The sequence below is a fragment of the Streptoverticillium reticulum genome (assembly GCF_047456005.1).
Taxonomy (GTDB): domain Bacteria; phylum Actinomycetota; class Actinomycetes; order Streptomycetales; family Streptomycetaceae; genus Streptomyces; species Streptomyces reticulum.
Genome location: NZ_CP179755.1, coordinates 4,447,347 through 4,470,520, shown reverse-complemented (window position 1 = coordinate 4,470,520; position 23,174 = coordinate 4,447,347). Strand labels below are relative to the sequence as shown.

Genomic DNA, 23,174 nt, shown 5'->3' with positions numbered 1-23,174 from the left:
AAGCAGGCGATGGTGGGCGTACCGGAGCGGTGGGTACGCTCGGTCACAGAGGTCTCCTTACCGGCGGCACGGGGCGGGCTTGGTCGTTCGCACCCCGTGCCGCCGCGTTGTTCATGCAGCAGCGGGGACGGAGGCTTCGAGGGCCCCAGCGGATGCGCCAACATCCGCGCGGGGCCCGCCCTCGTCTTCGGGGGCGACACCGAGCACCTCCAGCAGCTCGGCGGTCACGACGCGCAGAGTCCGCCCCAGGCGCAGAGTGCGCACCGGCAGTTCATCGCGCTTGGCCAGGGCGTACGTGGTGCTGCGTCTCAGGCCGAGGGCACGGCCGGCCGTCTCAAGATCAATGGCCGCGGGCAGTGCCAGCAGCTCAGCACGGGTCAGTCCGGGGCTCGTCATGCAGCCGGCTCCCTGCTGTCCCGAGACGCGAGGGCGCGAAGGACCCGCGCGTACCGAAGGGCTGCTTCTCCGCGTGGGGCTCGCTTGCCCTGCTCCCAGCGCCACACGGTCGAGGGGTCGACCTCGCAGAGTTCGGCGATCTCGGAAAGGGTCAGGCGGGCTTCGGTGCGGGCCTGGCGCGCCGAGCCGGACATGGCGGCGTCGCGGACCCACACGAGTTGAGGGACATCGGTTCGGACCATGGTCAGACTGTAGTCGAAAGCTTGCCGGATGGCGATGTTTCACGCTTGATAGGCAATGTTTAGGACCACCTCCCCGAGGGCTCACTCACCCCTTAGCAAACGGTTGGTCCTGACCTTTCACGCTTGATATTCCATACCTTTCACGCTTGATACCTCCACCGCGATCACCGACACCTCCACACTCGCTTGCAGTCGCGACGCATTTCACGACCCGCCACTCCACGCCGTAACCTTGCCGCTTCTTTGCCGATGAGGCAGGATGTAGCCATGCATCCATACGACACCCCCGAGGGGTGGGACTATCTAGCCGTGCCGGGCTGGCCGTACGACCGGTTCCAGGGCAATCCACCGATCGTGGACATCGGCGACAACTTCAAGGTGCCCAGCCACTTCACGGGGATCGCGACCGAGAAGCGCAGCGGCATGACCATCGCTCTGTGCTTTCATGCGGCCCCCGGACGGGGCATGAACCTGGTCGCTGTCATGGGCGCGGATGAGCTCACGTTCCCGCTGGAACTCGCCGTGAAGACCGGGTCGGTCCTCAAGTGGAAGTACGTCGCGGCCATGCAACTGGTCGACGATGAGGCTGCGGTCGATGCCGCCGGGGGATGGAAGCGGTCCGAGGAGCAGCAGGCCCTGACGACGGCACAACGCAAGGAACGGGCACGGGAGCTGCTGGCGCCGTTGCTGGACCAGATGCCCGGGCCGCCCCCGGCGCAGGGTCCGGGAGGACGGCGCAATCTGACTCCGGAGCATCTGGCGACGGTGGCCGAGGTCTACCGCACGGCACATGAACAGGGCCAGCCGCCCACGAAGACCGTCGCCGACCACTTCGACATCTCGCACTCCACGGCCGCCAAGTGGGTCGGCGCAGCGCGCAAGCAGGGGCTACTGGGGCAGGTCCGGAAGGGCTCCAGAGGATCGAACGAGGGGGATGAAGGGTGAAGGGTTCGACGTACCGGCGGTGCCACTGCCGCGACCCGGAGACGGGGAAGTCGCTCGGTGCCTCTTGCCCGAAGCTGAAGCAGAAGCGGCACGGTACGTACTCCCTCCGGCAGGAACTGCCGGCGCGGCCGGACGGCAAGAGACGCTCGTTCGCCCGGGGCGGCTACGACACCAAGACCGAGGCCCAGGCCGACCTCGACAAGGTGCGCGCCCTCCTCGCCCTCCCCGACACCGACGACGCCGAGGGGCAGCACCGAATAGCCGAGTTGCTGGAGAAGGTGGCGGCCGACAAGGCGCCGCTGCCCGACCTCGAAGAGACCCGGCGCAAGTTCCGCACCGGGCAGTCCCTCACCGCACACATCACCGTCGGCGAGTGGCTTGACGAGTGGCTGGCCTCGAAGAAGATCCGGAAGACGACAGCCAACGGGTACACGTCGCACATCCGTGTGCACCTCAAGCCGCGCATCGGGCATCTCAGGCTCGACCGGCTGAACGTCGGCCACCTGGTGGAGATGTTCGACGGGATCACAGACGACAACGAGGTGATCGCCGCAGAGAACCGGGCCCGGCGTGAGCAGGTCGCGCGCTGCAAGCACGGCCGGCCGGGCGCCCCGAAGGCAGCCGACCGCGCGAGATTGACCGAGGAGCGCGCCAAGCTGGCCGAGATGAAGCCGTTCCGGAAGCTGACAGGAGCGGCCACCCGGCAGCGCATCCGGTCAACGCTGCGGGCCGCCCTGAACGCTGCTATCGCGCAGCAACTCATCACCTTCAACCCGGCCGAGCATGTCGAACTGGAGTCCGGCAAGCGGCCCAAGGCGCTGCTGTGGACCGAGGAGCGGGTACAGCGGTGGCTTGCGACGGGCGAGAAGCCGAGTCCCGTCATGGTGTGGACCCCGGCACAGGTCGGCGCCTTCCTGGACGAAGCCGAGAAGGACCGGCTGTACGCCTTCTTCCACCTGGTCGCCCACCGCGGTCTGCGACGCGGCGAAGGCGTCGGGCAGGACTGGGAGAACGTGGACCTCGACGGTGCCAGTCTGACGGTGGCCAAGGAGCTCGTACAGGACGGCTGGACGCCCTACGAGTCCGATCCGAAGACGGACGGCAGCGCGGGCACGATCGCCCTCTCCAGCGGCGTTGTGGCCGTTCTGAGGGCCCATCGGGTGCAGCAGGCGAAAGAACGTCTCAAGTGGGGCGCGGCATGGGTCGACACGGGCAAGGTCTTCACGGAGGAGGACGGTTCCTGGCTGCACCCCGAGAAGGTGTCCGAGGCGTTCCGGCGCATCTCCAAGGCGGCCGGACTGCCACCGATCAACCTTCGTGATCTGCGCCATGTAGCCGCGACTCTGATCCATGGAGGTGGCGGAGACATCCACACCATCAAGGAGACCCTGCGGCAGTCCTCGATCAAGCTCACCTCGGACACGTACACGAGCCTGCTCCCCGAGGTCGATCGGGAGGTGGCCGAGGCTGCCGAGCGGCTGGTCCCCCGGGCACGCCCGGCAACGGCTGGAGACACCGCCGCTCACGCATCGCTCACGCAGAAGCCGGAGAATACGGCTTCGCCCCGGCTGGAGAAGCCCAGCCGGGGCGAAAAGATGCAGGTCACAGGTGGTGCTGTGACCTCATCGGGTAGTAGGCCGTGTGGGACTCGAACCCACAACCAATGGATTAAAAGTCCACTGCTCTGCCAATTGAGCTAACGGCCCGCACCCGCAGCATAGCCCGGCCGACCGCCGGAGCCCGAGTCGTTATGGCCCATGCAGTTGCGCGGACGGCCGAAAGACGAGGGCCCGTACGGCATCAGCGTGCCGTACGGGCCCTCAGATCAGTTGCGGGGATCAGCCGTTGCGCTTCCAGCGCGGCTTGTCGGCGCGGCGGTCGAAGCCGGCGCCGCGGTGGTCGTCACGACGGCCGGAGGGGCGGTCGCTGCCACCGGAGCGGAAGCCACCGGACGGACGGTCGCTGCCGCCGGAGCGGAAGCCACCGGAGGGGCGGTCGTCGCGGCGGTCGCGGTTGAACGGACGGTCGCTGCCACCGGAGCGGAAGCCACCGGACGGACGGTCGTCGCGGCGGAAGCCACCGGAGGGACGGTCGTCACGGCGGAAGCCGCCACGGTCGCCACCGCGGTCGTCACGACGCTCCTCGCGGCGGAAACCGCCCGAGGGACGGTCGTCACGGCGGAAGCCACCGGAGGGACGGTCGTCGCGACGGAAGCCGCCACGGTCGCCACCGCGGTCGTCACGACGCTCCTCGCGGCGGAAGCCACCGGAGGGACGGTCGTCACGGCGGAAGCCGCCACGGTCGTCGCGACGGTCGTCACGGCGGAAACCGCCCGAGGGACGGTCGTCACGGCGGTCGTCGCGACGGAAGCCGCCGCGGTCCTCGCGACGGTCGTCACGGCGCTCGTCACGACGGTCGTCGCGGCGGAAACCGCCCGACCGGCGCTCGAAGTTGCCCCGCTCGTCGCGGCGCTCGAAGGACGACTGCTGGCGCGGCTCCGGAACGGCAGCGGCGGCCTCCTCCTTGGCGGCCTCGACTGCGGCCTCCTCGGCCGCGGCGGCGACAGCGGCCTCCGGGTCCTCGCCGCGCTCACGGGCGGCGCGGGCCAGCAGGCGGTCGGCCTCCTCGCGGAGCTCCGTGGCGCGGCGCTGGGCGCGCTCCAGCTCGCGGTTGAGGCCGGCGAGCTCGCGCTCGGCCTGCTTGGCGGCGTTGGCCGCGGAGTCGGCCTGGACCTCGGTGAGGGAGCGGGCGCCGGTGATCTCGGCGACCTCCGGGTCGAAGACGCCGGCACCGCCGACGATGTGGCGCGAGGCGTCGACGCCCGCGTCCTCCATCAGGCGGAAGATCTGGCGGCGCTGGTGCGGCAGGGACAGCGAGACGACCGTGCCGGACTGACCGGCGCGGGCCGTACGGCCGGAGCGGTGCAGGTAGTCCTTGTGGTCGCCCGCCGGGTCGACGTTGAGGACCAGGTCGATGCCGTCGACGTGGATGCCGCGGGCGGCGACGTCGGTGGCGACCAGGCAGTTGACGCGGCCGCCCTTGAAGTCCTCCAGGACGCGGGTGCGCGCACCCTGGGTCATGCCGCCGTGCAGCGCGTCCGCGCGCACACCGGCGTCGAGCAGCTGCTCGGCGACGCGGTCGGCGCCCATCTGGGTGCGGACGAAGATGATGGTGCGGCCCTTGCGGGCGGCGATGGCGGCGGTGACCGGCGCCTTGTCCTTCGGCTTCACGACGAGGACGTGGTGGGTCATGGTGGTGACGGCACCGGCCGACGGGTCGACCTCGTGCGTGACCGGGTTGACCAGGTACCGCTTGACCAGCGTGTCGATCTCGTTCTCCAGCGTCGCGGAGAACAGCAGGCGCTGGCCGCCGCTCGGCACCTGGTCGAGGATCTCGGTGACCTCGGGCAGGAAGCCCATGTCGGCCATCTGGTCGGCCTCGTCGAGGACGGCGACCTGGACCTTGTCGAGCGAGGCGGCGCCGCGGTCGATGATGTCGCGCAGACGGCCCGGGGTGGCGACGAGGATGTCGACGCCGCGCTCCAGGGCGTAGATCTGGTTGCCCATGGACGTACCGCCGCAGACGACCTTCATCTTCAGGCCGAGCACGTCGCCGTACGGCTGGAGGGCGTCGGCGACCTGCATCGCCAGCTCACGGGTCGGGGTGAGGATCAGGCCGCGCGGGCGCTTCTTCTCGGTGCGGCCGTCGGCCAGGGTCGACAGCAGCGGCAGGCCGAAGGAGAGCGTCTTGCCGGAGCCGGTGCGGCCGCGGCCCAGGATGTCCTTGCCGGCCAGGGCGTCCGGGATGGTCGCGGCCTGGATCGGGAAGGGCGTGGTGACACCGTTCTGCGCGAGCTTGCGGACGACGGCGTCGTCCAGGCCCAGGTCGGCGAAGGTGATGGTGGGCTCGGCGGCCTCGGTGGCCTCGTCGGCCTCGGCAGCAACCTCGAGCTCGTCGAGAACGATCTCGTCCTCGGCGGCGGGCATGATGGTCTGGTCAGTGGAAATGGACATGCGAAATGCGAAACCTTCCGGAGTTTCGGCACGCGCCCAAGCTCCGTGTCGGCTTTCGCAAACGACCGCCTCAATGCGGTCAGCCACGGCAAGGTAAGGAACGCGCCACACGGCGCGCTTCTGTGCAGGCGCCGGGCAAATGGGATCAAACGATCTACCACCATACGCACCTCATGCCGTCCTGCGCAAGCCGCCTGTTCATGGCCTGCGCCACAGTCCCGCCCGCCGGCCGCTACGAGGCCGGCCCGGCCTTCGGACCCGGCTGCGGGGACGGCGGGGCCGACGACTCCGGCGGCGGGGACGGCGGCGAGGACGGCGAGCCGGCCGGCGGCGTGGGCGGCCGGTCCGGCGGCGGGGTCGGGCGGCCTGGAGCCGTCTGGCCGCCGGCCGGCTTCGACGGCGCGGGCTTGCCCGGGCGCACGGCGGGGGGCGACACGCCGGGGGTCGCGGACGCCTCGGCCGACGGCGAGGCGGACCGGCCGCCCTTGGCCGAGGGGCTGCCGCTCGCGCCCCTGAGCGCCTTGGCGTCCGTCCGGCCCGGCCGGTCGCCCGGCAGCCGCACCGCGCCGTCCGCCTGCGGACCCGACTCGCGCTGCTTGTCCGTGCCCGAGGGCGCGGGGCGGCCCGGGTCGCTCACACTCATGCAACCGCCGAGCGCCATGGCCGTGACGGCCACGGCCGCGATGCGGGTGAGTGCCGAGTGCGCTGAAGGTACGCGCATGGGGGACCGCCTTCGGGTCGCGGGGGACAGGCGACCTGCCCAACTGGCCCCGCCCCGCCCAGGACACGCGTGGCCCGCCGCGGCCCGATCCGAACAAGCCGGCGACCGGCGCCCCTCCCCCGGACCCGTCACCCGTAGCCGAGTGCGTGCAGCCGCTCGTCGTCGATCCCGAAGTGGTGGGCGATCTCGTGAACGACCGTCACCTCCGCCTCGTGGACCACCTCTTCCCGCGTGGCGCACATCCGCAGGGTCGGGCCCCGGTAGATCGTGATGCGGTCCGGGAGCACGCCCGCGTACCACTCGCCGCGCTCGGTCAGCGGCGTCCCCTCGTAGAGCCCGAGGAGTTCCGGGTCCGCGGCGGGGGGCTCGTCCTCGACGAACACCGCGACGTTGTCCATGAGCCGCGTCAGCTCCTGCGGGATCCGGTCCAGGGCCTCGGCGACCAGTTCCTCGAAGTCCTCGCGCGTCATCTCCAGCACGCCCGCCATTGTCCGGCACGAAGGCCTCCGATGCCCGGACCCGACGGCTGCCGGAGGCCGTCGGAGCCCGTCCCGGGAGCCCGGAGGCAAACCGTTTTGGCGTTAGGTCCCTGCATCCCATATGCTTCTCACGTCCCCGAGGCGCTGCGAAGCGACAAGGTGGGCCGACAGCCCTCATCGTCTAGTGGCCCAGGACGCCGCCCTTTCAAGGCGGTAGCACGGGTTCGAATCCCGTTGGGGGCACGCAAGATCCTGTGCGAGACTGGTTCTCGCACGAGCTTGGTCCTGTGGAGCAGTTTGGAGTGCTCGCCACCCTGTCAAGGTGGAGGCCGCGGGTTCAAATCCCGTCAGGACCGCTGCGATCCCTCGTGGATCGTGTGGCTGGGTAGCTCAGTTGGTACGAGCGTCCGCCTGAAAAGCGGAAGGTCGCCGGTTCGACCCCGGCCCCAGCCACAGCGAGCCCCTCGTCCTCGGACGGGGGGCTCAGTGCTTTTCCCGGGCACCCTTAAATGCGTTCGCCGCTTCACGGCGGCTGGTGCGATCCTGGATCCCGTATGTCTACGCAGCCTGCCCTCGCCCCCTTCGCCGACCTCTCCGGCCGCCTGCCCGAGCTGACGCTCCGCGATCAGCAGCGGCTCGGGCGCCGGCTCGACGGTGCGCGCCGTATCCGCAAGCCCGAGGCCCGTGCGGCCGTGCTGGCCGAGATCGCCGAGGGCATCGCGGAGGCCGAACTGCGCGTCGAGGGCCGCCGCGCGGCCGTCCCGGCCATCACGTATCCCGAGCAGCTCCCGGTCAGCCAGAAGAAGGACGAGATCCTGGCGGCCGTCCGCGACCACCAGGTGGTGATCGTCGCGGGCGAGACGGGCTCCGGCAAGACCACCCAGATCCCCAAGATCTGTCTGGAGCTGGGCCGCGGCGTCAAGGGCCTCATCGGGCACACCCAGCCGCGCCGGATCGCGGCCCGCACGGTCGCCGAGCGGGTGGCCGAGGAGCTGCGCACCCCGCTGGGCGAGGCGGTCGGCTGGAAGGTCCGCTTCACGGACCAGGTCGGCGACGACACGCTCGTCAAGCTGATGACGGACGGCATCCTGCTCGCCGAGATCCAGACGGACCGCGAGCTGCGCCAGTACGACACGATCATCATCGACGAGGCGCACGAGCGCAGCCTCAACATCGACTTCCTGCTGGGCTACCTCGCCCAGCTGCTGCCGCGCCGCCCCGACCTCAAGGTCGTCATCACCTCGGCCACCATCGACCCCGAGCGCTTCTCCCGGCACTTCGGCAACGCGCCGATCGTCGAGGTCAGCGGCCGTACGTATCCGGTGGAGGTGCGCTACCGGCCGCTGCTGGAGCAGGGCTCGGAGGACGCCGACCGCGATCAGATCACCGCGATCTGCGAGGCCGTGGACGAGCTGCAGGCCGAGGGCGACGGCGACATCCTGGTCTTCCTCTCCGGCGAGCGGGAGATCCGGGACACGGCGGATGCGCTGGAGAAGAAGAAGCTCAGGTTCACCGAGATCCTTCCGCTCTACGCGCGGCTGTCCCACGCCGAGCAGCACCGGGTCTTCCAGCGGCACACCGGGCGCAGGATCGTTCTCGCCACGAACGTCGCGGAGACGTCCCTGACCGTCCCGGGCATCCGCTACGTCATCGACCCCGGCTTCGCCCGCATCTCGCGCTACAGCCACCGCACGAAGGTCCAGCGCCTGCCGATCGAGCCGGTCAGCCAGGCCAGCGCCAACCAGCGCAAGGGCCGCTGCGGCCGGACGAGCGACGGCATCTGCATCCGGCTGTACGCGGAGGACGACTTCCTCTCCCGGCCGGAGTTCACCGACGCGGAGATCCTGCGGACGAACCTGGCGTCCGTCATCCTGCAGATGACCGCGGCCGGCCTGGGCGACATCGAGAAGTTCCCCTTCATCGACGCGCCGGACCGCCGCAACATCAAGGACGGCGTGGCCCTGCTGCAGGAGCTGGGCGCGGTCGATGCCGAGCAGAAGGACCCGAAGAAGAGACTCACCCCGCTCGGGCGCAAGCTCGCGCAGCTCCCGGTGGACCCCAGGCTGGCCCGGATGGTCCTGGAGGCCGACCGCAACGGCTGTGTGCGCGAGGTCATGGTGATCGCGGCCGCGCTGTCCATCCAGGACCCGCGCGAGCGGCCCTCGGACAAGCAGCAGCAGGCCGACCAGCAGCACGCGCGCTTCAAGGACGAGACGAGCGACTTCCTCGCCTTCCTCAACCTCTGGCGCTACGTGCGCGAGCAGCAGAAGGCCCTGTCGTCCTCGGCCTTCCGCCGCATGTGCAAGTCGGAGTACCTGAACTACCTGCGGATACGCGAGTGGCAGGACATCTACTCGCAGCTGCGCACGGTCGCCAAGCAGATGGGGATCCACCTCGCCGAGGAGGACGCGGCGCCGGAGCGGATCCATCAGTCGCTGCTGGCGGGTCTGCTGTCGCATCTTGGCCTGAAGAACGCCGGGGGGGAGGGCGGGAAGGAAACAGCCAAGAACGAGTATCTGGGCGCCCGCAGCGCCAAGTTCGCCGTGTTCCCCGGCTCGGCGCTCTTCCGGAAGCCGCCGCGCTGGATCATGTCGGCCGAGCTGGTGGAGACCTCCCGCCTCTGGGCGCGCGTCAACGCCCGTATCGAGCCGGACTGGATCGAGCCGCTCGCCCAGCATCTCGTCAAGCGCACCTACAGCGAGCCGCACTGGGAGCAGAAGCAGGCCGCCGTGATGGCCTACGAGCGCGTGACGCTCTACGGCGTGCCGATCGTGACCGAGCGGAAGGTCAATTACGGGCGGATCGATCCGGAGACCAGCCGGGATCTGTTCATCCGCAATGCGCTCGTCGAGGGCGACTGGCGGACGCATCATCAGTTCTTCCACGACAACCGGAAACTCCTCGGCGAGGTCGAGGAGTTGGAGCACCGGGCGCGGCGCCGCGACATCCTCGTGGACGACGAGACGCTTTTCGACTTCTACGACCAGCGGCTGCCCGAACACGTCGTCTCCGGCGCGCACTTCGACTCCTGGTGGAAGCACAAGCGCCGCGAGGAACCGGAGTTGCTCAATTTCGAGCACTCCATGCTCATCAACGAGAACGCCGAGGCGGTCACCAAGGACGACTATCCGGACTCGTGGCGCCAGGGCGCCCTGAAGTTCCGGGTGACCTATCAGTTCGAGCCCGGTGCGGACGCGGACGGCGTGACCGTCCACATTCCGCTCCAGGTGCTCAACCAGGTCTCGGCCGAGGGCTTCGACTGGCAGATCCCCGGACTGCGCGAGGACCTGGTGACGGAGCTGATCCGCTCGCTGCCCAAACCGATCCGGCGGAACTGCGTCCCGGCGCCGAACTTCGCCGCGCGGTTCCTCGACGGCGCCGTCCCGCTGCAGGGGCCGCTGACGGCCGCCCTGGCGCGCGACCTGCACCGGATGACGGGCGTGCGAATGGAGGCCGAGGACTTCGACCCGGCCAGGGTCCCGGACCACCTGAAGATCACGTTCCGGGTCGTGGACGAGCGGCGCCGGAAGATCGCCGAGGACAAGGACCTGGAGGCACTGCGGCTCCGGCTCAAGCCGAAGACGCAGGCCGCGATCAACAAGGCCTTCGAGCAGTCCACCGGGAAGCGCACCGCCGGACCGGCCGGCGGCACGGGCACCGCGGGGCCGGAGCAGCGGTCGGGGCTCACGCAGTGGAGCATCGGCACCCTGCCGCGCACCTTCGAGACCCGGCGCGCGGGCCAGCCCGTCAAGGCCTATCCGGCCCTGGTCGACGAGGGCTCGTCGGTGGCGGTGCGGCTCTTCGACACCGAGCCCGAGCAGCGCGAGGCGATGTGGCGCGGCAACCGCCGGCTCATCCTGCTCAACCTGCCGTCGAACCCGGCCAAGTTCGTCCAGGACAAGCTCGGCAACCAGCAGAAGCTCGCCCTCGCCCGCAATCCGCACGGCTCCATCCCGGCGCTGTTCGAGGACTGCGTCGCGGCCGCCGCCGACCGGCTGATCGCGGTGCACGGCGGCCCTGCCTGGGACGAGGAGTCCTTCCGCAAGCTCTTCGACGCCGTGCGCGCCGACATCATGGACGCCACGCTGGACACCGTCCGCAAGGTCCAGGAGGTGCTGGCCGCCTGGCAGGCCTGCGAGCGCCGCCTGAAGGCGACGACGAGCCCGACCCTGCTCCCGTCCCTGACGGACATCAAGGAGCAACTGGCCGAGCTGATCAAGCCCGGCTTCGTGACGGCCCACGGCGTCCGCCGGCTGCCCGACCTCATGCGCTACCTGGTGGCGGTCGACCGGCGGCTGACCCAGCTGCCCACCAACGCCGAGCGGGACCGCACGCGGATGGCCAAGGTGAAGGAGATGCAGGACGAGCACGCCTGGCTGCTGGAGCAGTTCCCCAAGGGCCGCCCGGTGCCGCAGGAGGCGCTCGACATCCGCTGGATGATCGAGGAGCTGCGGGTGAGCTACTTCGCGCACGCCCTCGGCACCGCGCACCCCGTGTCCGACAAGCGGATCGTGAAGGCGATCGACGCCCTCGTGCCGTGACGCTCCCGCTGGGGGTGCGGTTCTTTGTCGGGTGCGGGTCCGCTGTGGCTGCTCGCGCAGTTCCTCCCCCAGCTACCGCTGGGGGTGCCCCCAGCGCCCCTGACGGGGCGCGGAACCCGCCGTGCCCCAGATCACTCGCCGCACGCCGTGATCGGGTTCGACCGCACCCCCTGACCTGCTGTAGAGTCATCCACGCAACGACGCGAGAGCGGACGGTGCACCAAGGTCCTGTGGAGCAGTTTGGAGTGCTCGCCACCCTGTCAAGGTGGAGGCCGCGGGTTCAAATCCCGTCAGGACCGCATCGAAGTGAAGCCCGTCCCCTTGCTGGGGGCGGGCTTCACTGTTGTCTGCCCGCGGCGGAGCCGCCGTCGGATGCGGCAAATCCCGTCAGGACCGCACAGGTTGAGGCCCGGATCCCATGGATCCGGGCCTTTTCGTACATGGGCTTGCTACTTGACCTTGACTGGGACACGTGCCAGGGGTACCCAGTCAATGGGAGGTGCTGCCCCCATGCCCACGACCACCCGCCCCGACGCCGCTCGGCACGAGACGCGGGCGTTGCTGCGCGCCCATCTCGCGGCCGCGTCGGGCTACCGCCATCTGACCAGACACTGCCCGGTCTGTCACCGCCTCCTGCGGCTCGCCCAGGAGGCGGCCGACGCGGTGCCGGAGCAGAGCGCTTCCTGACGGCCGGCACCACGGCCGGCAGCGCGGCCAACGGCAGCCGCTCCCGCGACAGTCGGGCCTCAATACCGCAGCGGCACGGCGCATTCAAGAAACCTGCGCTGTGATGGGAGTCACGTAAACAGTTCCCACGGATGGGGAACTCACGCCCTCCGGGCGGCCGGTCAATTTAATATGTGCAATTGCACTGCCCACCGAGGATCCGTACGACGCGGCATGGTGACGACATAAAAAGATCGCGCTGGGCCCGGCGGAGCCCAGCGCGATCGACGACTCGCCCAAGTCGGTGGGCAGGGAACCTGTTGGGGCAGGCGCCCTCGTCGTTTTGCTGCTTGGTGAAGCGTGGTGCCTGAGTGGGCGGCGTCCGGGTTGGGGGCCCCGGTCAACACCCGGTCATTTCAGTTGTTCAGGCCTCGCTGCGCTGCTGCGGAATGCCCGCCAGCAGGGCACGGACCTCCGCTTCGCGGTAGCGCCGGTGTCCTCCGAGCGTGCGGATGGACGTGAGCTTGCCTGCCTTGGCCCAACGGGTGACCGTCTTGGGGTCCACGCGGAACATCGTGGCAACCTCAGCCGGGGTCAGCAGCGGCTCGGCATCAGGGGTGCGAGCGGTCATGAGCGGCCTCCTCGGGAGAACCGAACCATCACGTCGGTTCTTTCCTCTAAATTCTGCACCTTGACCCGCGTTGCCCGAAATGGCGGACGCGGGCCGAGTCGGTTATAGGACGAACGGCTTGTCCTCGGCACTACAACTACACCATCTGTCCAGCCACGTCGGCCAAACCGATGGAATTGCCCTCTCAGGTGTTCAACCTCGACGGAAGCCGACCGACCGTGCCATAGCGGACAGTCACGCCACCGTGACGATCAGTCACAGCGGGATCAGGGGTCACCAGACCCGCCAAGGAGTGCAATACCGATCTATCCGCCCTTAGTTGGACGGAAGGAGCCCTTCCCGGACTCCTTGTCCTATTTTGCCACGGCGATGGGCGATGGGCGCAAGACCTGACGAAAGTGCGTTAGGTCACGGTTGCCGCAATGGCCCGGATCGGGACCTAGGTCCTGGAGACACCCTGCCAGACCCGCCGCCCCGATCCCGTTCAGTTGGCGAACTGGCGGTCCCGTACGGCCCGCCAACGCTCCGTCAGCCGTTCGTACGCCTCTCCCGCCCGCACCCCGTCTCCGGCCCGCAGCGCCGCCAGGCCCTCCTCGGTGTCCGCGGCGGAGCGGTCCTCGGCGAGCCGTGCCTCCGGAACCATATGCACCAGCCCGCCGTAGTCCAGCTCGACCAGCGAGCGCGGGTGGAATTCCTCCAGCCACCGCCCCACATCTACCAGGCCGTCGATGAGCGGCCCCTCCTCGATGGCGTCCCGGAGCGTGCGCAGTCCCCGGGCGACCCGGCGCCTGGCCTGGACCATGGGGGTCCGGTAGCGGAGCACGACCTCCTCGCCGGCCGGCTCGCCCTTGCCGTACTCCCGCTCCTCGCCGGAGAAGAGGACGAACCAGCGCAGCGGCACCTGCCACGTCGCGGTGCGGATCCACGGGCGGGCGTCCGGGTTGCGCTCCTGCCAGCGCTCGTAGTCCGCCTGCGCCTGGCGGCGGACCACCGGGGGCAGCGCCGCGTCCAGCACCGGGGCCGGCAGCCGCGCCGCGAGCTCCTCCAGCGCCAGCCAGCCGCGCAGCCGGGTGCGCCAGGGGCAGACGCAGACGACGCCGTCCACGACCGCGACGAAGGCGTCCCCGCTCTCGTGCACCGGGACCGGGACGGGCGGGGTGGGCAGCAAGTCGGCCAGCGAGCGGCGCAGTTCGTCCTGGGCGGAGGGCAGGCCCGGCCGGCGGGCGTAGCGGGCCCAGTGCGAGCGCTCCGGCTCGGGGAACGCGCCCAGCGGCTCGTAGACCCGCAGGTATGCCGCGTACGGGACGGTCACCGACGACGCCAGGCCCACGCTCGCTCCCTCAAGCCGCTGGAGAAGGGGGAGTTGACGGGCGCCCTCCCCATACGGTCCAAATCGTCCCACGGCGCCGGACCACGGGAGGGTGATCCTCGGCACGGGACCCGTCCAGGGGCTTTCCAGGCCCTACCCTCGTGCCAACCGGCCCTCCGCCACCCCGAGGAGGGCGACCGACGCGACATATGGAGTCACCACCGTGACTGACGTACGTCCCTCCTCCGGCGCCGCCGACGGCGTCCTGCACAGCCTGTTCACGTCCGACCAGGGCGGCCATGAGCAGGTCGTGCTCTGCCAGGACCGCGAGACCGGCCTCAAGGCCGTCATCGCCCTCCACTCCACCGCCCTGGGCCCGGCCCTCGGCGGCACCCGCTTCTACCCGTATGAATCCGAGAAGGACCCCGTAGAAGCAGCGGTGCGGGACGCGCTGAACCTGTCGCGCGGCATGTCGTACAAGAACGCCATGGCAGGGATCGAGCACGGCGGCGGAAAGGCCGTGATCATCGGCGATCCCGAACAGATCAAGACCGAACAGCTGCTGCTCGCCTACGGCCGCTTCGTGGCCTCCCTCGGTGGCCGCTACGTCACCGCCTGCGACGTCGGCACCTACGTCCAGGACATGGACGTCGTGGCCCGCACCAACCGCTGGACCACCGGCCGCTCCCCCGAGAACGGCGGCTGCGGCGACTCGTCCGTGCTGACCGCCTTCGGCGTCTTCCAGGGCATGCGGGCCGCCGCGCAGACCCAGTGGGGCGAGCCCACGCTCCGCGGCCGCCGGGTCGGCATCGCCGGCGTCGGCAAGGTCGGCCATCACTTGGTCGAGCACTTGATCACGGACGGCGCGGAGATCGTGGTCACCGACGTCAGGGCGGACGCGGTCGCGCGCATCACCGCCCGCCACCCGCAGATCACGGCCGTCGCGGACGCGGAGGCGCTGGTCCGCACGCCGCTCGACGTCTACGCCCCCTGCGCCCTGGGCGGCGCGCTCGACGACGCCACCGTGGCCGCCCTGACCGCCACCGTGGTCTGCGGCGCCGCCAACAACCAGCTCGCCCATCCGGGCGTCGAGAAGGACCTCGCCGACCGCGGGATCCTCTACGCGCCGGACTACGTGGTGAACGCCGGCGGCGTGATCCAGGTCGCCGACGAGCTGCACGGCTTCGATTTCGACCGCGCCAAGGCCAAGGCGACCACGATTTTCGACACGACCCTGGCAATATTCGACCGAGCCAAGGCCGACGGCATCCCGCCGGCCGCCGCGGCGGACCGGCTCGCCGAGCAGCGCATGGCCGAGGCCCGCGCCTCCGTGCCCCGCCAGGCCGCCGCCCGTTAGCCCGATCGGGCGCACGGTCCCCGCACAGGGGTCCCCACAGAAGGCCGCCGGGAGGTGTGAAAGGAGAGATCCCTCTCACCTCTCGGCGGGTCGGCGCCCAGGACACGTTAAAATCGCAGCTGACCAGCGGGGACAGGGCGCCTCGCCGGTTGTGCTGCGTGGCACGTCATGCGGGCGACGTACCGTATGGCCGCGGAAGCAGGTACCGTTGAAGCCCTACAGGCCGGACACCTAACCCAGGGGTCCGCTCTGACTCATGAACGTGAACGCGTGTCAAGACTCTGGGGCCGTCGAGCCCCGTCAATGAGGGGGTCGAGCCATGGGGCGCGGCCGGGCCAAGGCCAAGCAGACAAAGGTCGCCCGCCAGCTGAAGTACAACAGCGGCGGGACCGACCTCTCGCGTCTGGCCAATGAGCTGGGCGCAACGCAGCCGTCGACGAAGCAGCCGCCGCAGAGCGAGCCGCTCGAAGACGAGCTGGACGACGACCCGTACGCCCAGTACGCGGCGCGTTACAACGAGGAAGAGGACGAGGACGAGCACAGCCCGTCCGATCAGTCCGCTTACCGTCGCCGCGCTTGACGCGTTGACATTCTCTTCACCGACCCGGTCCGGGCTTTCGCCCGGACCGGGTTGTGTGCTGCCTGCACGTGCGGGTCCGCTGTGGCTGATCGCGCCCACGCGGCGGAGCCGCTGATGGTCACAGCCCCGCGCCCCTTCGGGGCGCGGTTCACCGTGGTTCACCTCAGACCGCGTACTCACCCGTCAGGGTCACCGCTTCCGCGTGGTCCCCGCGGTTCGTGATCTCGCCTGCCACCCACGCGTCCACGTCGCGGTCCGCGAAGGTGGCCAGGGCCACGTCCACCGACTCCTGCGGGACGACGGCGATCATGCCGACACCCATGTTCAGGGTCTTCTCCAGCTCCAGCCGCTCGACGCCGCCGAGCCTGCCGACCACGTCGAAGACCGCGTCCGGGGTCCACGTCGACCGGTCGACGGTCGCGTGCAGGCCGTCCGGGATCACCCGGGCCAGGTTGTTGGCGAGCCCGCCGCCGGTGATGTGCGAGAAGGCGTGCACCTCGGCCGTCCGGGTGAGGGCCAGACAGTCGAGCGAGTAGATCCGGGTCGGCTCCAGCAGCTCCTCACCGAGGGTGCGGCCGAACTCCGGGACCTCGCGGTCCAGCTCCCAGCCGGCCCGGTCGAAGAGCACATGGCGGACCAGTGAGTACCCGTTCGAGTGAAGTCCGGAGGAGGCCATCGCGATGACGGCGTCACCCTCGCGGATGCGGTCGGCGCCCAGCAGCCGGTCCGCCTCGACCACGCCCGTGCCCGCGCCGGCCACGTCGAACTCGTCCGGTCCCAGCAGACCCGGGTGCTCGGCGGTCTCGCCGCCGACCAGGGCGCAGCCCGCGAGGACACAGCCCTCGGCGATGCCCTTGACGATCGAGGCGACCCGGTCCGGGTGGACCTTGCCGACGCAGATGTAGTCGGTCATGAACAGCGGCTCGGCGCCGCAGACGACCAGGTCGTCCACGACCATGCCGACCAGGTCGTGGCCGATGGTGTCGTAGACGCCCATGCGCCGGGCGATGTCGACCTTGGTGCCCACGCCGTCGGTGGCGGAGGCGAGCAGCGGGCGCTCGTACCCCTTGAGGGCCGAGGCGTCGAAGAGGCCGGCGAAGCCGCCGAGGCCGCCGACGACCTCGGGGCGGGTGGCCTTCTTCACCCACTGCTTCATCAGTTCGACGGCGCGGTCGCCCGCCTCGATGTCGACGCCCGCGCTTGCGTAGCTGGCACCGGTGCCCGCGTGCGAAGCACGCTCAACAGACTCAGCAGACATGACGTTGAGATCTTTCGTGTCGTTCGTTACTGCGGGGCTACGGAGTGCTACGGACGGCGCAGCGCGTCGGCGGCGTCGTGGCCGCCGGCCAGCTCGGTCTCCAGGAGGTGCTTGCCGAGCCGCTCGGGGTCGGGCAGTTCCATGGGGTACTCGCCGTCGAAGCAGGCGCGGCAGAGGTTCGGCTTGGCGATCGTCGTCGCCTCGACCATGCCGTCCAGGGAGATGTAGGCCAGCGAGTCCGCACCCAGCGACTTGCCGATCTCCTCCACGGTCATGCCGTTGGCGATCAGCTCGGCGCGGGTGGCGAAGTCGATGCCGAAGAAGCACGGCCACTTGATCGGCGGGGACGAGATCCGGATGTGGACCTCGGCCGCACCGGCCTCGCGGAGCATCCGGACCAGGGCGCGCTGGGTGTTGCCGCGGACGATCGAGTCGTCGACGACCACCAGGCGCTTGCCCCGGATGACCTCCTTGAGCGGGTTGAGCTTGAGGCGGATGCCGAGCTGGCGGATGGTCTGCGAGGGCTGGATGAAGGTCCGGCCGACGTAGCTGTTCTTCACCAGGCCCGAGCCGTACGGGATGCCGCTCGCCTCGGCGTAGCCCACGGCGGCCGGGGTGCCGGACTCCGGGGTCGCTATCACCAGGTCGGCGTCGGCCGGGGCCTCGGCGGCGAGCCGGCGGCCCATCTCCACGCGGGAGAGGTACACGTTCCGGCCGGCGATGTCGGTGTCGGGACGGGCGAGGTAGACGTACTCGAAGACACAGCCCTTGGGGCGGGCCTCCGCGAAGCGGCTGCTGCGCACGCCGTTCTCGTCGATGGCGACGAGCTCGCCGGGCTCGACCTCGCGCACGAAGCTCGCGCCCACGATGTCCAGGGCGGCCGTCTCGGAGGCCACCACCCAGCCGCGCTCCAGGCGGCCGAGGACCAGCGGGCGGATGCCCTGCGGGTCACGCGCGGCGTACAGCGTGTGCTCGTCCATGAAGACGAGGGAGAAGGCGCCCTTGACGTCGGGCAGGACCTTGGCGGCCGCCTGCTCGACGGTCAGCGGCTTGCCGTCGTCGTCGGTCTGGCCCGCGAGCAGGGCCGTGACCAGGTCTGTGTCGTTGGTCGCGGCCACCTGGGTGGCGCGGCCGTTCTCCCGCGGGAGGGCGGCGACCATCTCGGCCAGCTCGGCCGTGTTGACCAGGTTGCCGTTGTGGCCGAGCGCAATGGAGCCGTTCGCCGTGGCCCGGAAGGTGGGCTGGGCGTTCTCCCACACCGAGGCTCCGGTGGTGGAGTAGCGGGCGTGACCGACCGCGATATGGCCCTGGAGGGAGCCGAGGGAGGTTTCGTCGAAGACCTGGGAAACCAGTCCCATGTCCTTGAAAACGAGGATCTGGGAGCCGTTGCTCACCGCGATGCCCGCGGACTCCTGTCCACGGTGCTGCAGCGCATACAGCCCGAAATAGGTGAGTTTTGCGACCGCTTCTCCCGGAGCCCAGACACCGAAGACGCCACATGCGTCCTGGGGGCCCTTTTCGCCGGGGAGCAGGTCGTGGTTGAGTCGTCCATCACCACGAGGCACACCTTGAGTCTATGGCAGGGACGAGGTTCATCCGAACCGGGGACGGGCGGGAATTCTCACACCACGCTGCGCCACGCGGTGCGCACAGCGCATCACCGGCAGCGTCATGTCCTCAGCCGAGCAGGGGCAGTTGCGCGGAGATGTCGGCCCGTTCGCCACTCGCAGTGACGGATGCGGCAGCGACGGCTTCCGGCCAGGCGACACGCCCCGCGGCGAGGCGGATCCAGGTCAGGGGATCGGTCTCCACGACATTGGGCGGGGTGCCGCGGGTGTGCCGGGGGCCCTCGATGCACTGGATCACCGCGAAGGGCGGGACACGGACCTCCACGGAGCCGCCGGGAGCCCTGGCGGCCAGGGTGTCGGCGAACAGGCGGGCGGTGGCGGCCAGCGCCTGGCGGTCGAACGGGATCTCCGCGCCCAGGGCATCGGCGAGATCGTCGGTGTGGACGACGAGTTCGGCACAGCGCGTGACCAGGAAGTCGTCGAGCCGCATGGCACCGGAACGGACCGCGAGGAGGCGGTCCGCGGGCGCGACGGAGGTCAGTTCGGCGAACCGGGCGGCGATGTCGTCGAGGAGGTCGAGCGGCTTCGCTTCTGCGGCCGTTTTACGGGCCACTTCGTCGGCGTGCGCGGCCAGGGCGGCCGTGGCCGCGGGCCACTCCACCGGGGTCATCTCCCTGGCCGGCGCGGCAGGGGCTTCGAGGGTGCGGTTGACGACGCCGACGGTGAGGGGGATGTGGGTGACCAGCTCGCGCACCGTCCACCCGTCGAGGCGGGTGGGCAGGGCGAGTTGGCCCTCGCCGAGGCCGGCGACGGCGGTCCGCACGTGCTGCAGCTGTGCGGTGATGGCTGCCGCCAGCTTGGCGGCGTCGTACTTGCGGGCACGCTGAGTTGGAGGCATGGCCCTCAGCGTAGGGGCCGCCTCCGACAATCTCCGGCAACCGTGCCGGGAGGGTTGCGCGTTCGGCTGCGGGCCAGTTGTGGCTGGTCGCGCCCACGCGGCGGAGCCGCATATGTGAACAGCCCCGCGCCCCTACGGGGCGCGGGGACCGCCAACTACGCCAGCAGCGCCGGAATCGTCGCCTCGTGTGCCTCCCGCAGCTCGGCCAGTGGGAGGGTGAACTCCCCCTGGACGTCCACGGAATCGCCGTCCACCACGCCGATCCGCACCGCCGGCAGGCCCCTCGCCCCGCACATGTCCGTGAAGCGGAGCTCCTCGCTGCGCGGGACCGAGACGACGGCGCGGCCCGCCGACTCGGAGAAGAGGAAGACGAACGGGTCCAGGTCGTCCGGGACGACCAGGCGGGCGCCCCGCCCGCCGCGCAGGCAGGACTCCGTCACGGCCTGGATCAGGCCGCCGTCCGACAGGTCGTGCGCCGCGTCGATCATGCCGTCGCGCGAGGCCGAGATCAGGATCTCGGCGAGCAGCTTCTCGCGTGCCAGGTCCACCTTCGGCGGCAGGCCGCCCAGGTGGTCGTGGATCACCTGCGACCAGGCCGAACCGCCCAGTTCCTCGCGGGTGTCGCCCAGCAGGTAGAGCAGCTGCCCCTCCTCGCGGAAGGCCATCGGCGTACGGCGGTTGACGTCGTCGATGACGCCGAGCACCGCGACCACCGGGGTGGGGTGGATGGCGGTGTCGCCGGTCTGGTTGTAGAGCGAGACGTTGCCGCCGGTCACCGGCGTGCCCAGCTCCAGGCAGCCGTCCGCCAGGCCGCGGGTGGCCTCGGCGAACTGCCACATCACCGCCGGGTCCTCGGGCGAGCCGAAGTTGAGGCAGTTGGAGATGGCCAGCGGCCGGGCGCCGGTCGCGGCGACGTTGCGGTACGACTCCGCGAGCGCGAGCTGCGCGCCCGCGTACGGGTCGAGCTTGGCGTAGCGGCCGTTGCCGTCCGTGGCGACGGCGACACCGAGGTTCGTCTCCTCGTCGATGCGGACCATGCCGGAGTCCTCCGGCTGCGCCAGCACCGTGTTGCCCTGCACGAAGCGGTCGTACTGGTCGGTCACCCAGGACTTGGACGCCTGGTTCGGCGAGGAGATCACCTTCAGGACCTGCGCGCGCAGCTCCTCCGGGGTCTGCGGCCGCGGCAGCTTCGCCGCGTCGTCCGCCTGGAGCGCGTCCTGCCAGCCGGGGCGGGCGTACGGGCGCTCGTACACCGGGCCCTCGTGGGCGACGGTGCGCGGCGGGACGTCGACGATCTGCTCGCCGTGCCAGAAGATCTCCAGCCGCTCGCCGTCGGTGACTTCACCGATGACGGTGGCGATGACGTCCCACTTCTCGCAGATCTCCAGGAAGCGGTCGACCTTGCCGGGCTCGACGATCGCGCACATGCGTTCCTGCGACTCGCTCATGAGGATCTCCTCGGGCGAGAGGGTCGCGTCGCGCAGCGGCACGTGGTCCAGTTCGACGCGCATGCCGCCCGAACCGGCGCTGGCCAGCTCGCTGGTGGCGCAGGACAGGCCGGCGCCGCCGAGGTCCTGGATGCCCTCGACCAGGTGCTCGCGGAACAGCTCCAGCGTGCACTCGATGAGGAGCTTCTCCTGGAAGGGGTCGCCGACCTGGACGGCGGGCCGCTTGGCCGGGCCCGTCGAGTCGAAGGTCTCCGAGGCGAGGACGGACACGCCGCCGATGCCGTCGCCGCCCGTGCGGGCGCCGTAGAGGATGACCTTGTTGCCGGTGCCGGAGGCCTTCGCGAGGTGGATGTCCTCGTGCTTCATCACGCCCACGCACAGGGCGTTGACCAGGGGGTTGCCCTGGTAGCAGGAGTCGAAGACGACCTCGCCGCCGATGTTGGGCAGGCCCAGGCAGTTGCCGTAGCCGCCGATGCCCGCGACGACGCCGGGCAGCACCCGCTTGGTGTCGGGGTGGTCGGCGGCGCCGAAGCGCAGCGGGTCCATCACGGCGACCGGGCGGGCGCCCATGGCGAGGATGTCGCGGACGATGCCGCCCACGCCGGTGGCCGCGCCCTGGTAGGGCTCGATGTAGGAGGGGTGGTTGTGCGACTCGACCTTGAAGGTGACCGCGTAGCCCTGGCCGACGTCGACGACGCCCGCGTTCTCGCCGATGCCGACGAGGAGGGTGTCGTTCTCGGGGGCCTTCTCGCCGAACTGGCGCAGGTGGACCTTGCTCGACTTGTAGGAGCAGTGCTCGGACCACATCACGGAGTACATCGCGAGCTCGGCGCCGGTGGGCCGGCGGCCGAGGATGGTGCGGATGCGCTCGTATTCGTCCTGCTTGAGGCCGAGTTCGGCCCAGGGCTGGGCGGTGTCCGGGGTTTCGGCCGCGTGCTTGACCGTGTCGAGAGTCATGCGTTGACCAGCTTCTTGAGGAGCGAGGTGAAGAATCCGAGGCCGTCCGTGCGGCCCGTGCCGACCAGCGGCTCGACGGCGTGCTCGGGGTGCGGCATCAGGCCGACGACGTTGCCGGCCGCGTTGGTGATGCCGGCGATGTCGCGGAGCGAACCGTTCGGGTTGCCGTCGAGGTACCGGAAGGCCACCCGGCCCTCGGCCTCCAACTCGTCGAGGGTGTGCTCGTCGGCGACGTAGCGGCCGTCGATGTTCTTCAGCGGGACGGAGATCTCCTGGCCCGCTGCGTAGTCGGCGGTCCAGGCCGTGTCCGCGTTCTCCACCCGCAGCTTCTGGTCGCGGCAGATGAAGTGCAGGTGGTTGTTGCGCAGCATCGCGCCGGGCAGCAGGTGCGTCTCGGTGAGCACCTGGAAGCCGTTGCAGATGCCGAGGACGGGCATGCCCGCCTTCGCCTGGTCGATGACGGACTCCATCACGGGCGAGAAGCGCGAGATGGCGCCCGCCCGCAGGTAGTCGCCGTAGGAGAAGCCGCCCGGCAGGACCACGGCGTCGACCTGCTTGAGGTCCTTGTCGCGGTGCCACAGCGGCACGGGCTCGAGGCCGGCGATCCGGACGGCGCGCTGGGTGTCGCGGTCGTCCAAGGTGCCGGGGAAGGTGATGACCCCTACGCGTGCGGTCACGAGTCGACCCGCACGGTGAAGTCCTCGATCACGGTGTTCGCGAGAAACGTTTCCGCCATCTCGTGGATACGGGCGAGGGCGGCGTCGTCGACCGGCCCCTCCACCTCGAGTTCAAAGCGCTTGCCCTGACGGACGTCGGCGATCCCCTCGAAGCCCAGGCGTGGCAGTGCGCGCTGCACCGCCTGCCCCTGCGGGTCGAGGATCTCCGGCTTGAGCATGACGTCGACTACGACGCGTGCCACTGGCACTCCCGGTGTGTGGTGCGTGAGCTGAAGCGGTGAGGCCCACAGTACCGCCCCGAAAAATCTACGCGCATAGATATGCTGGAACCGCCCGGCGTGTTTTCGCGTCACCACCGATGACGCCCGGGAAAAAATTCCGGAAAAATGCCGGGCGAACACCCGGTTCCCATTGCACCGGGCGGCCCGGACGGAATTAACTGGGCTTCACTCCGCAATGCCCTTTGCTGTACAAATGAATATGTATTG

The 23,174-nt window shown here is 70.1% G+C and carries 18 protein-coding genes, 5 tRNA genes and 1 pseudogene; 10 read left to right on the top strand and 14 right to left on the bottom strand.

Going from position 1 to position 23,174, the window contains the following annotated elements:
- Nucleotides 1-111: 111 nt before the first annotated feature.
- A complete protein-coding gene (locus ACMATS_RS20365; RefSeq protein WP_171086220.1) occupies nucleotides 112-396 on the bottom strand; it encodes an integrase in 285 nt (94 codons plus the stop codon).
- Nucleotides 393-638 (bottom strand): helix-turn-helix domain-containing protein, encoded by a 246-nt coding sequence (locus ACMATS_RS20360; protein WP_414168651.1) that lies wholly within the window; start codon nucleotides 636-638, stop codon nucleotides 393-395. The genes ACMATS_RS20365 and ACMATS_RS20360 overlap by 4 nt, the downstream gene beginning before the upstream one ends.
- A gap of 267 nt (nucleotides 639-905) precedes the next feature.
- Here ACMATS_RS20360 and ACMATS_RS20355 point away from each other — a divergent pair, with 267 nt between their 5' ends.
- Together ACMATS_RS20355 and xerC are read left to right on the top strand one after the other, a co-directional pair.
- On the top strand, nucleotides 906-1,583 hold the full coding sequence (locus tag ACMATS_RS20355; protein WP_171086222.1) for a hypothetical protein: 678 nt from the start codon (nucleotides 906-908) through the stop codon (nucleotides 1,581-1,583).
- A pseudogene (gene xerC, locus ACMATS_RS20350) lies at nucleotides 1,580-3,130 on the top strand (site-specific integrase); the annotation flags it as partial. The gene ACMATS_RS20355 and the pseudogene xerC, both read left to right, overlap by 4 nt.
- A gap of 86 nt (nucleotides 3,131-3,216) precedes the next feature.
- Here xerC and ACMATS_RS20345 read toward each other — a convergent pair.
- The 4 genes from ACMATS_RS20345 to ACMATS_RS20330 all read right to left on the bottom strand — a co-directional run bounded on the left by ACMATS_RS20345 (nucleotide 3,217) and on the right by ACMATS_RS20330 (nucleotide 6,796).
- A tRNA-Lys gene (locus ACMATS_RS20345) sits at nucleotides 3,217-3,289 on the bottom strand.
- A gap of 132 nt (nucleotides 3,290-3,421) precedes the next feature.
- On the bottom strand, nucleotides 3,422-5,596 hold the full coding sequence (locus ACMATS_RS20340) for a DEAD/DEAH box helicase (RefSeq protein WP_414168650.1): 2,175 nt from the start codon (nucleotides 5,594-5,596) through the stop codon (nucleotides 3,422-3,424).
- Between the two features lie 232 nt (nucleotides 5,597-5,828).
- Nucleotides 5,829-6,317, bottom strand: a complete 489-nt coding sequence (locus ACMATS_RS20335; protein WP_390781366.1) for a hypothetical protein — start codon at nucleotides 6,315-6,317, stop codon at nucleotides 5,829-5,831.
- A gap of 128 nt (nucleotides 6,318-6,445) precedes the next feature.
- A complete protein-coding gene (locus ACMATS_RS20330) occupies nucleotides 6,446-6,796 on the bottom strand; it encodes a metallopeptidase family protein (protein WP_336410129.1) in 351 nt (116 codons plus the stop codon).
- 170 nt (nucleotides 6,797-6,966) lie between these two features.
- On the opposite strand from ACMATS_RS20330, the gene ACMATS_RS20325 reads away from it, so the two are divergent.
- The 6 genes from ACMATS_RS20325 (at nucleotide 6,967) to ACMATS_RS20300 (ending at nucleotide 12,024) form a co-directional block, all read left to right on the top strand.
- A tRNA-Glu gene (locus ACMATS_RS20325) sits at nucleotides 6,967-7,039 on the top strand.
- Between the two features lie 38 nt (nucleotides 7,040-7,077).
- Nucleotides 7,078-7,152: transfer RNA gene (locus tag ACMATS_RS20320), tRNA-Asp, on the top strand.
- Nucleotides 7,153-7,175: 23 nt separating this feature from the next.
- Nucleotides 7,176-7,249 (top strand) — tRNA-Phe (locus ACMATS_RS20315).
- A 101-nt stretch (nucleotides 7,250-7,350) separates the two neighbouring features.
- Entirely contained in the window at nucleotides 7,351-11,337 is a 3,987-nt protein-coding gene (gene hrpA / locus ACMATS_RS20310) for an ATP-dependent RNA helicase HrpA (RefSeq protein ID WP_414168649.1), read from the top strand.
- Nucleotides 11,338-11,561: 224 nt separating this feature from the next.
- Nucleotides 11,562-11,636, top strand: a tRNA-Asp gene (locus ACMATS_RS20305).
- A gap of 211 nt (nucleotides 11,637-11,847) precedes the next feature.
- Complete coding sequence (locus ACMATS_RS20300) at nucleotides 11,848-12,024, top strand: DUF6274 family protein (RefSeq protein WP_390781364.1); 177 nt, start codon at nucleotides 11,848-11,850, stop codon at nucleotides 12,022-12,024.
- 403 nt (nucleotides 12,025-12,427) lie between these two features.
- Here ACMATS_RS20300 and bldC read toward each other — a convergent pair whose 3' ends face one another.
- A complete protein-coding gene (bldC, locus tag ACMATS_RS20295; RefSeq protein WP_003949541.1) occupies nucleotides 12,428-12,634 on the bottom strand; it encodes a developmental transcriptional regulator BldC in 207 nt (68 codons plus the stop codon).
- A gap of 484 nt (nucleotides 12,635-13,118) precedes the next feature.
- On the bottom strand, nucleotides 13,119-13,964 hold the full coding sequence (locus ACMATS_RS20290; protein ID WP_391150500.1) for a hypothetical protein: 846 nt from the start codon (nucleotides 13,962-13,964) through the stop codon (nucleotides 13,119-13,121).
- A gap of 202 nt (nucleotides 13,965-14,166) precedes the next feature.
- On the opposite strand from ACMATS_RS20290, the gene ACMATS_RS20285 reads away from it, so the two are divergent.
- Together ACMATS_RS20285 and ACMATS_RS20280 are read left to right on the top strand one after the other, a co-directional pair.
- On the top strand, nucleotides 14,167-15,300 hold the full coding sequence (locus ACMATS_RS20285; RefSeq protein WP_414168648.1) for a Leu/Phe/Val dehydrogenase: 1,134 nt from the start codon (nucleotides 14,167-14,169) through the stop codon (nucleotides 15,298-15,300).
- 319 nt (nucleotides 15,301-15,619) lie between these two features.
- A complete protein-coding gene (locus ACMATS_RS20280; RefSeq protein ID WP_390781361.1) occupies nucleotides 15,620-15,880 on the top strand; it encodes a DUF3073 domain-containing protein in 261 nt (86 codons plus the stop codon).
- 163 nt (nucleotides 15,881-16,043) lie between these two features.
- Here the strand turns inward: ACMATS_RS20280 and purM are convergent, their stop codons facing one another.
- The 6 genes from purM to purS form a co-directional block, all read right to left on the bottom strand.
- Nucleotides 16,044-17,138: a phosphoribosylformylglycinamidine cyclo-ligase gene (gene purM / locus ACMATS_RS20275; RefSeq protein ID WP_414168647.1), complete on the bottom strand. Its 1,095-nt coding sequence runs from the start codon at nucleotides 17,136-17,138 to the stop codon at nucleotides 16,044-16,046.
- 47 nt (nucleotides 17,139-17,185) lie between these two features.
- Entirely contained in the window at nucleotides 17,186-18,703 is a 1,518-nt protein-coding gene (gene purF / locus ACMATS_RS20270) for an amidophosphoribosyltransferase (RefSeq protein ID WP_336410136.1), read from the bottom strand.
- Between the two features lie 112 nt (nucleotides 18,704-18,815).
- Nucleotides 18,816-19,604, bottom strand: coding sequence for a maleylpyruvate isomerase family mycothiol-dependent enzyme (locus ACMATS_RS20265; RefSeq protein WP_390781359.1), 789 nt, complete (start codon nucleotides 19,602-19,604; stop codon nucleotides 18,816-18,818).
- A 155-nt stretch (nucleotides 19,605-19,759) separates the two neighbouring features.
- Nucleotides 19,760-22,009 (bottom strand): phosphoribosylformylglycinamidine synthase subunit PurL, encoded by a 2,250-nt coding sequence (gene purL / locus ACMATS_RS20260; protein WP_391150494.1) that lies wholly within the window; start codon nucleotides 22,007-22,009, stop codon nucleotides 19,760-19,762.
- Nucleotides 22,006-22,686 (bottom strand): phosphoribosylformylglycinamidine synthase subunit PurQ, encoded by a 681-nt coding sequence (gene purQ / locus ACMATS_RS20255; protein ID WP_390781357.1) that lies wholly within the window; start codon nucleotides 22,684-22,686, stop codon nucleotides 22,006-22,008. The genes purL and purQ overlap by 4 nt, the downstream gene beginning before the upstream one ends.
- Entirely contained in the window at nucleotides 22,683-22,928 is a 246-nt protein-coding gene (gene purS, locus ACMATS_RS20250; RefSeq protein WP_006604673.1) for a phosphoribosylformylglycinamidine synthase subunit PurS, read from the bottom strand. Before purS ends, purQ begins: the two co-directional genes overlap by 4 nt.
- Nucleotides 22,929-23,174: the final 246 nt, after the last annotated feature.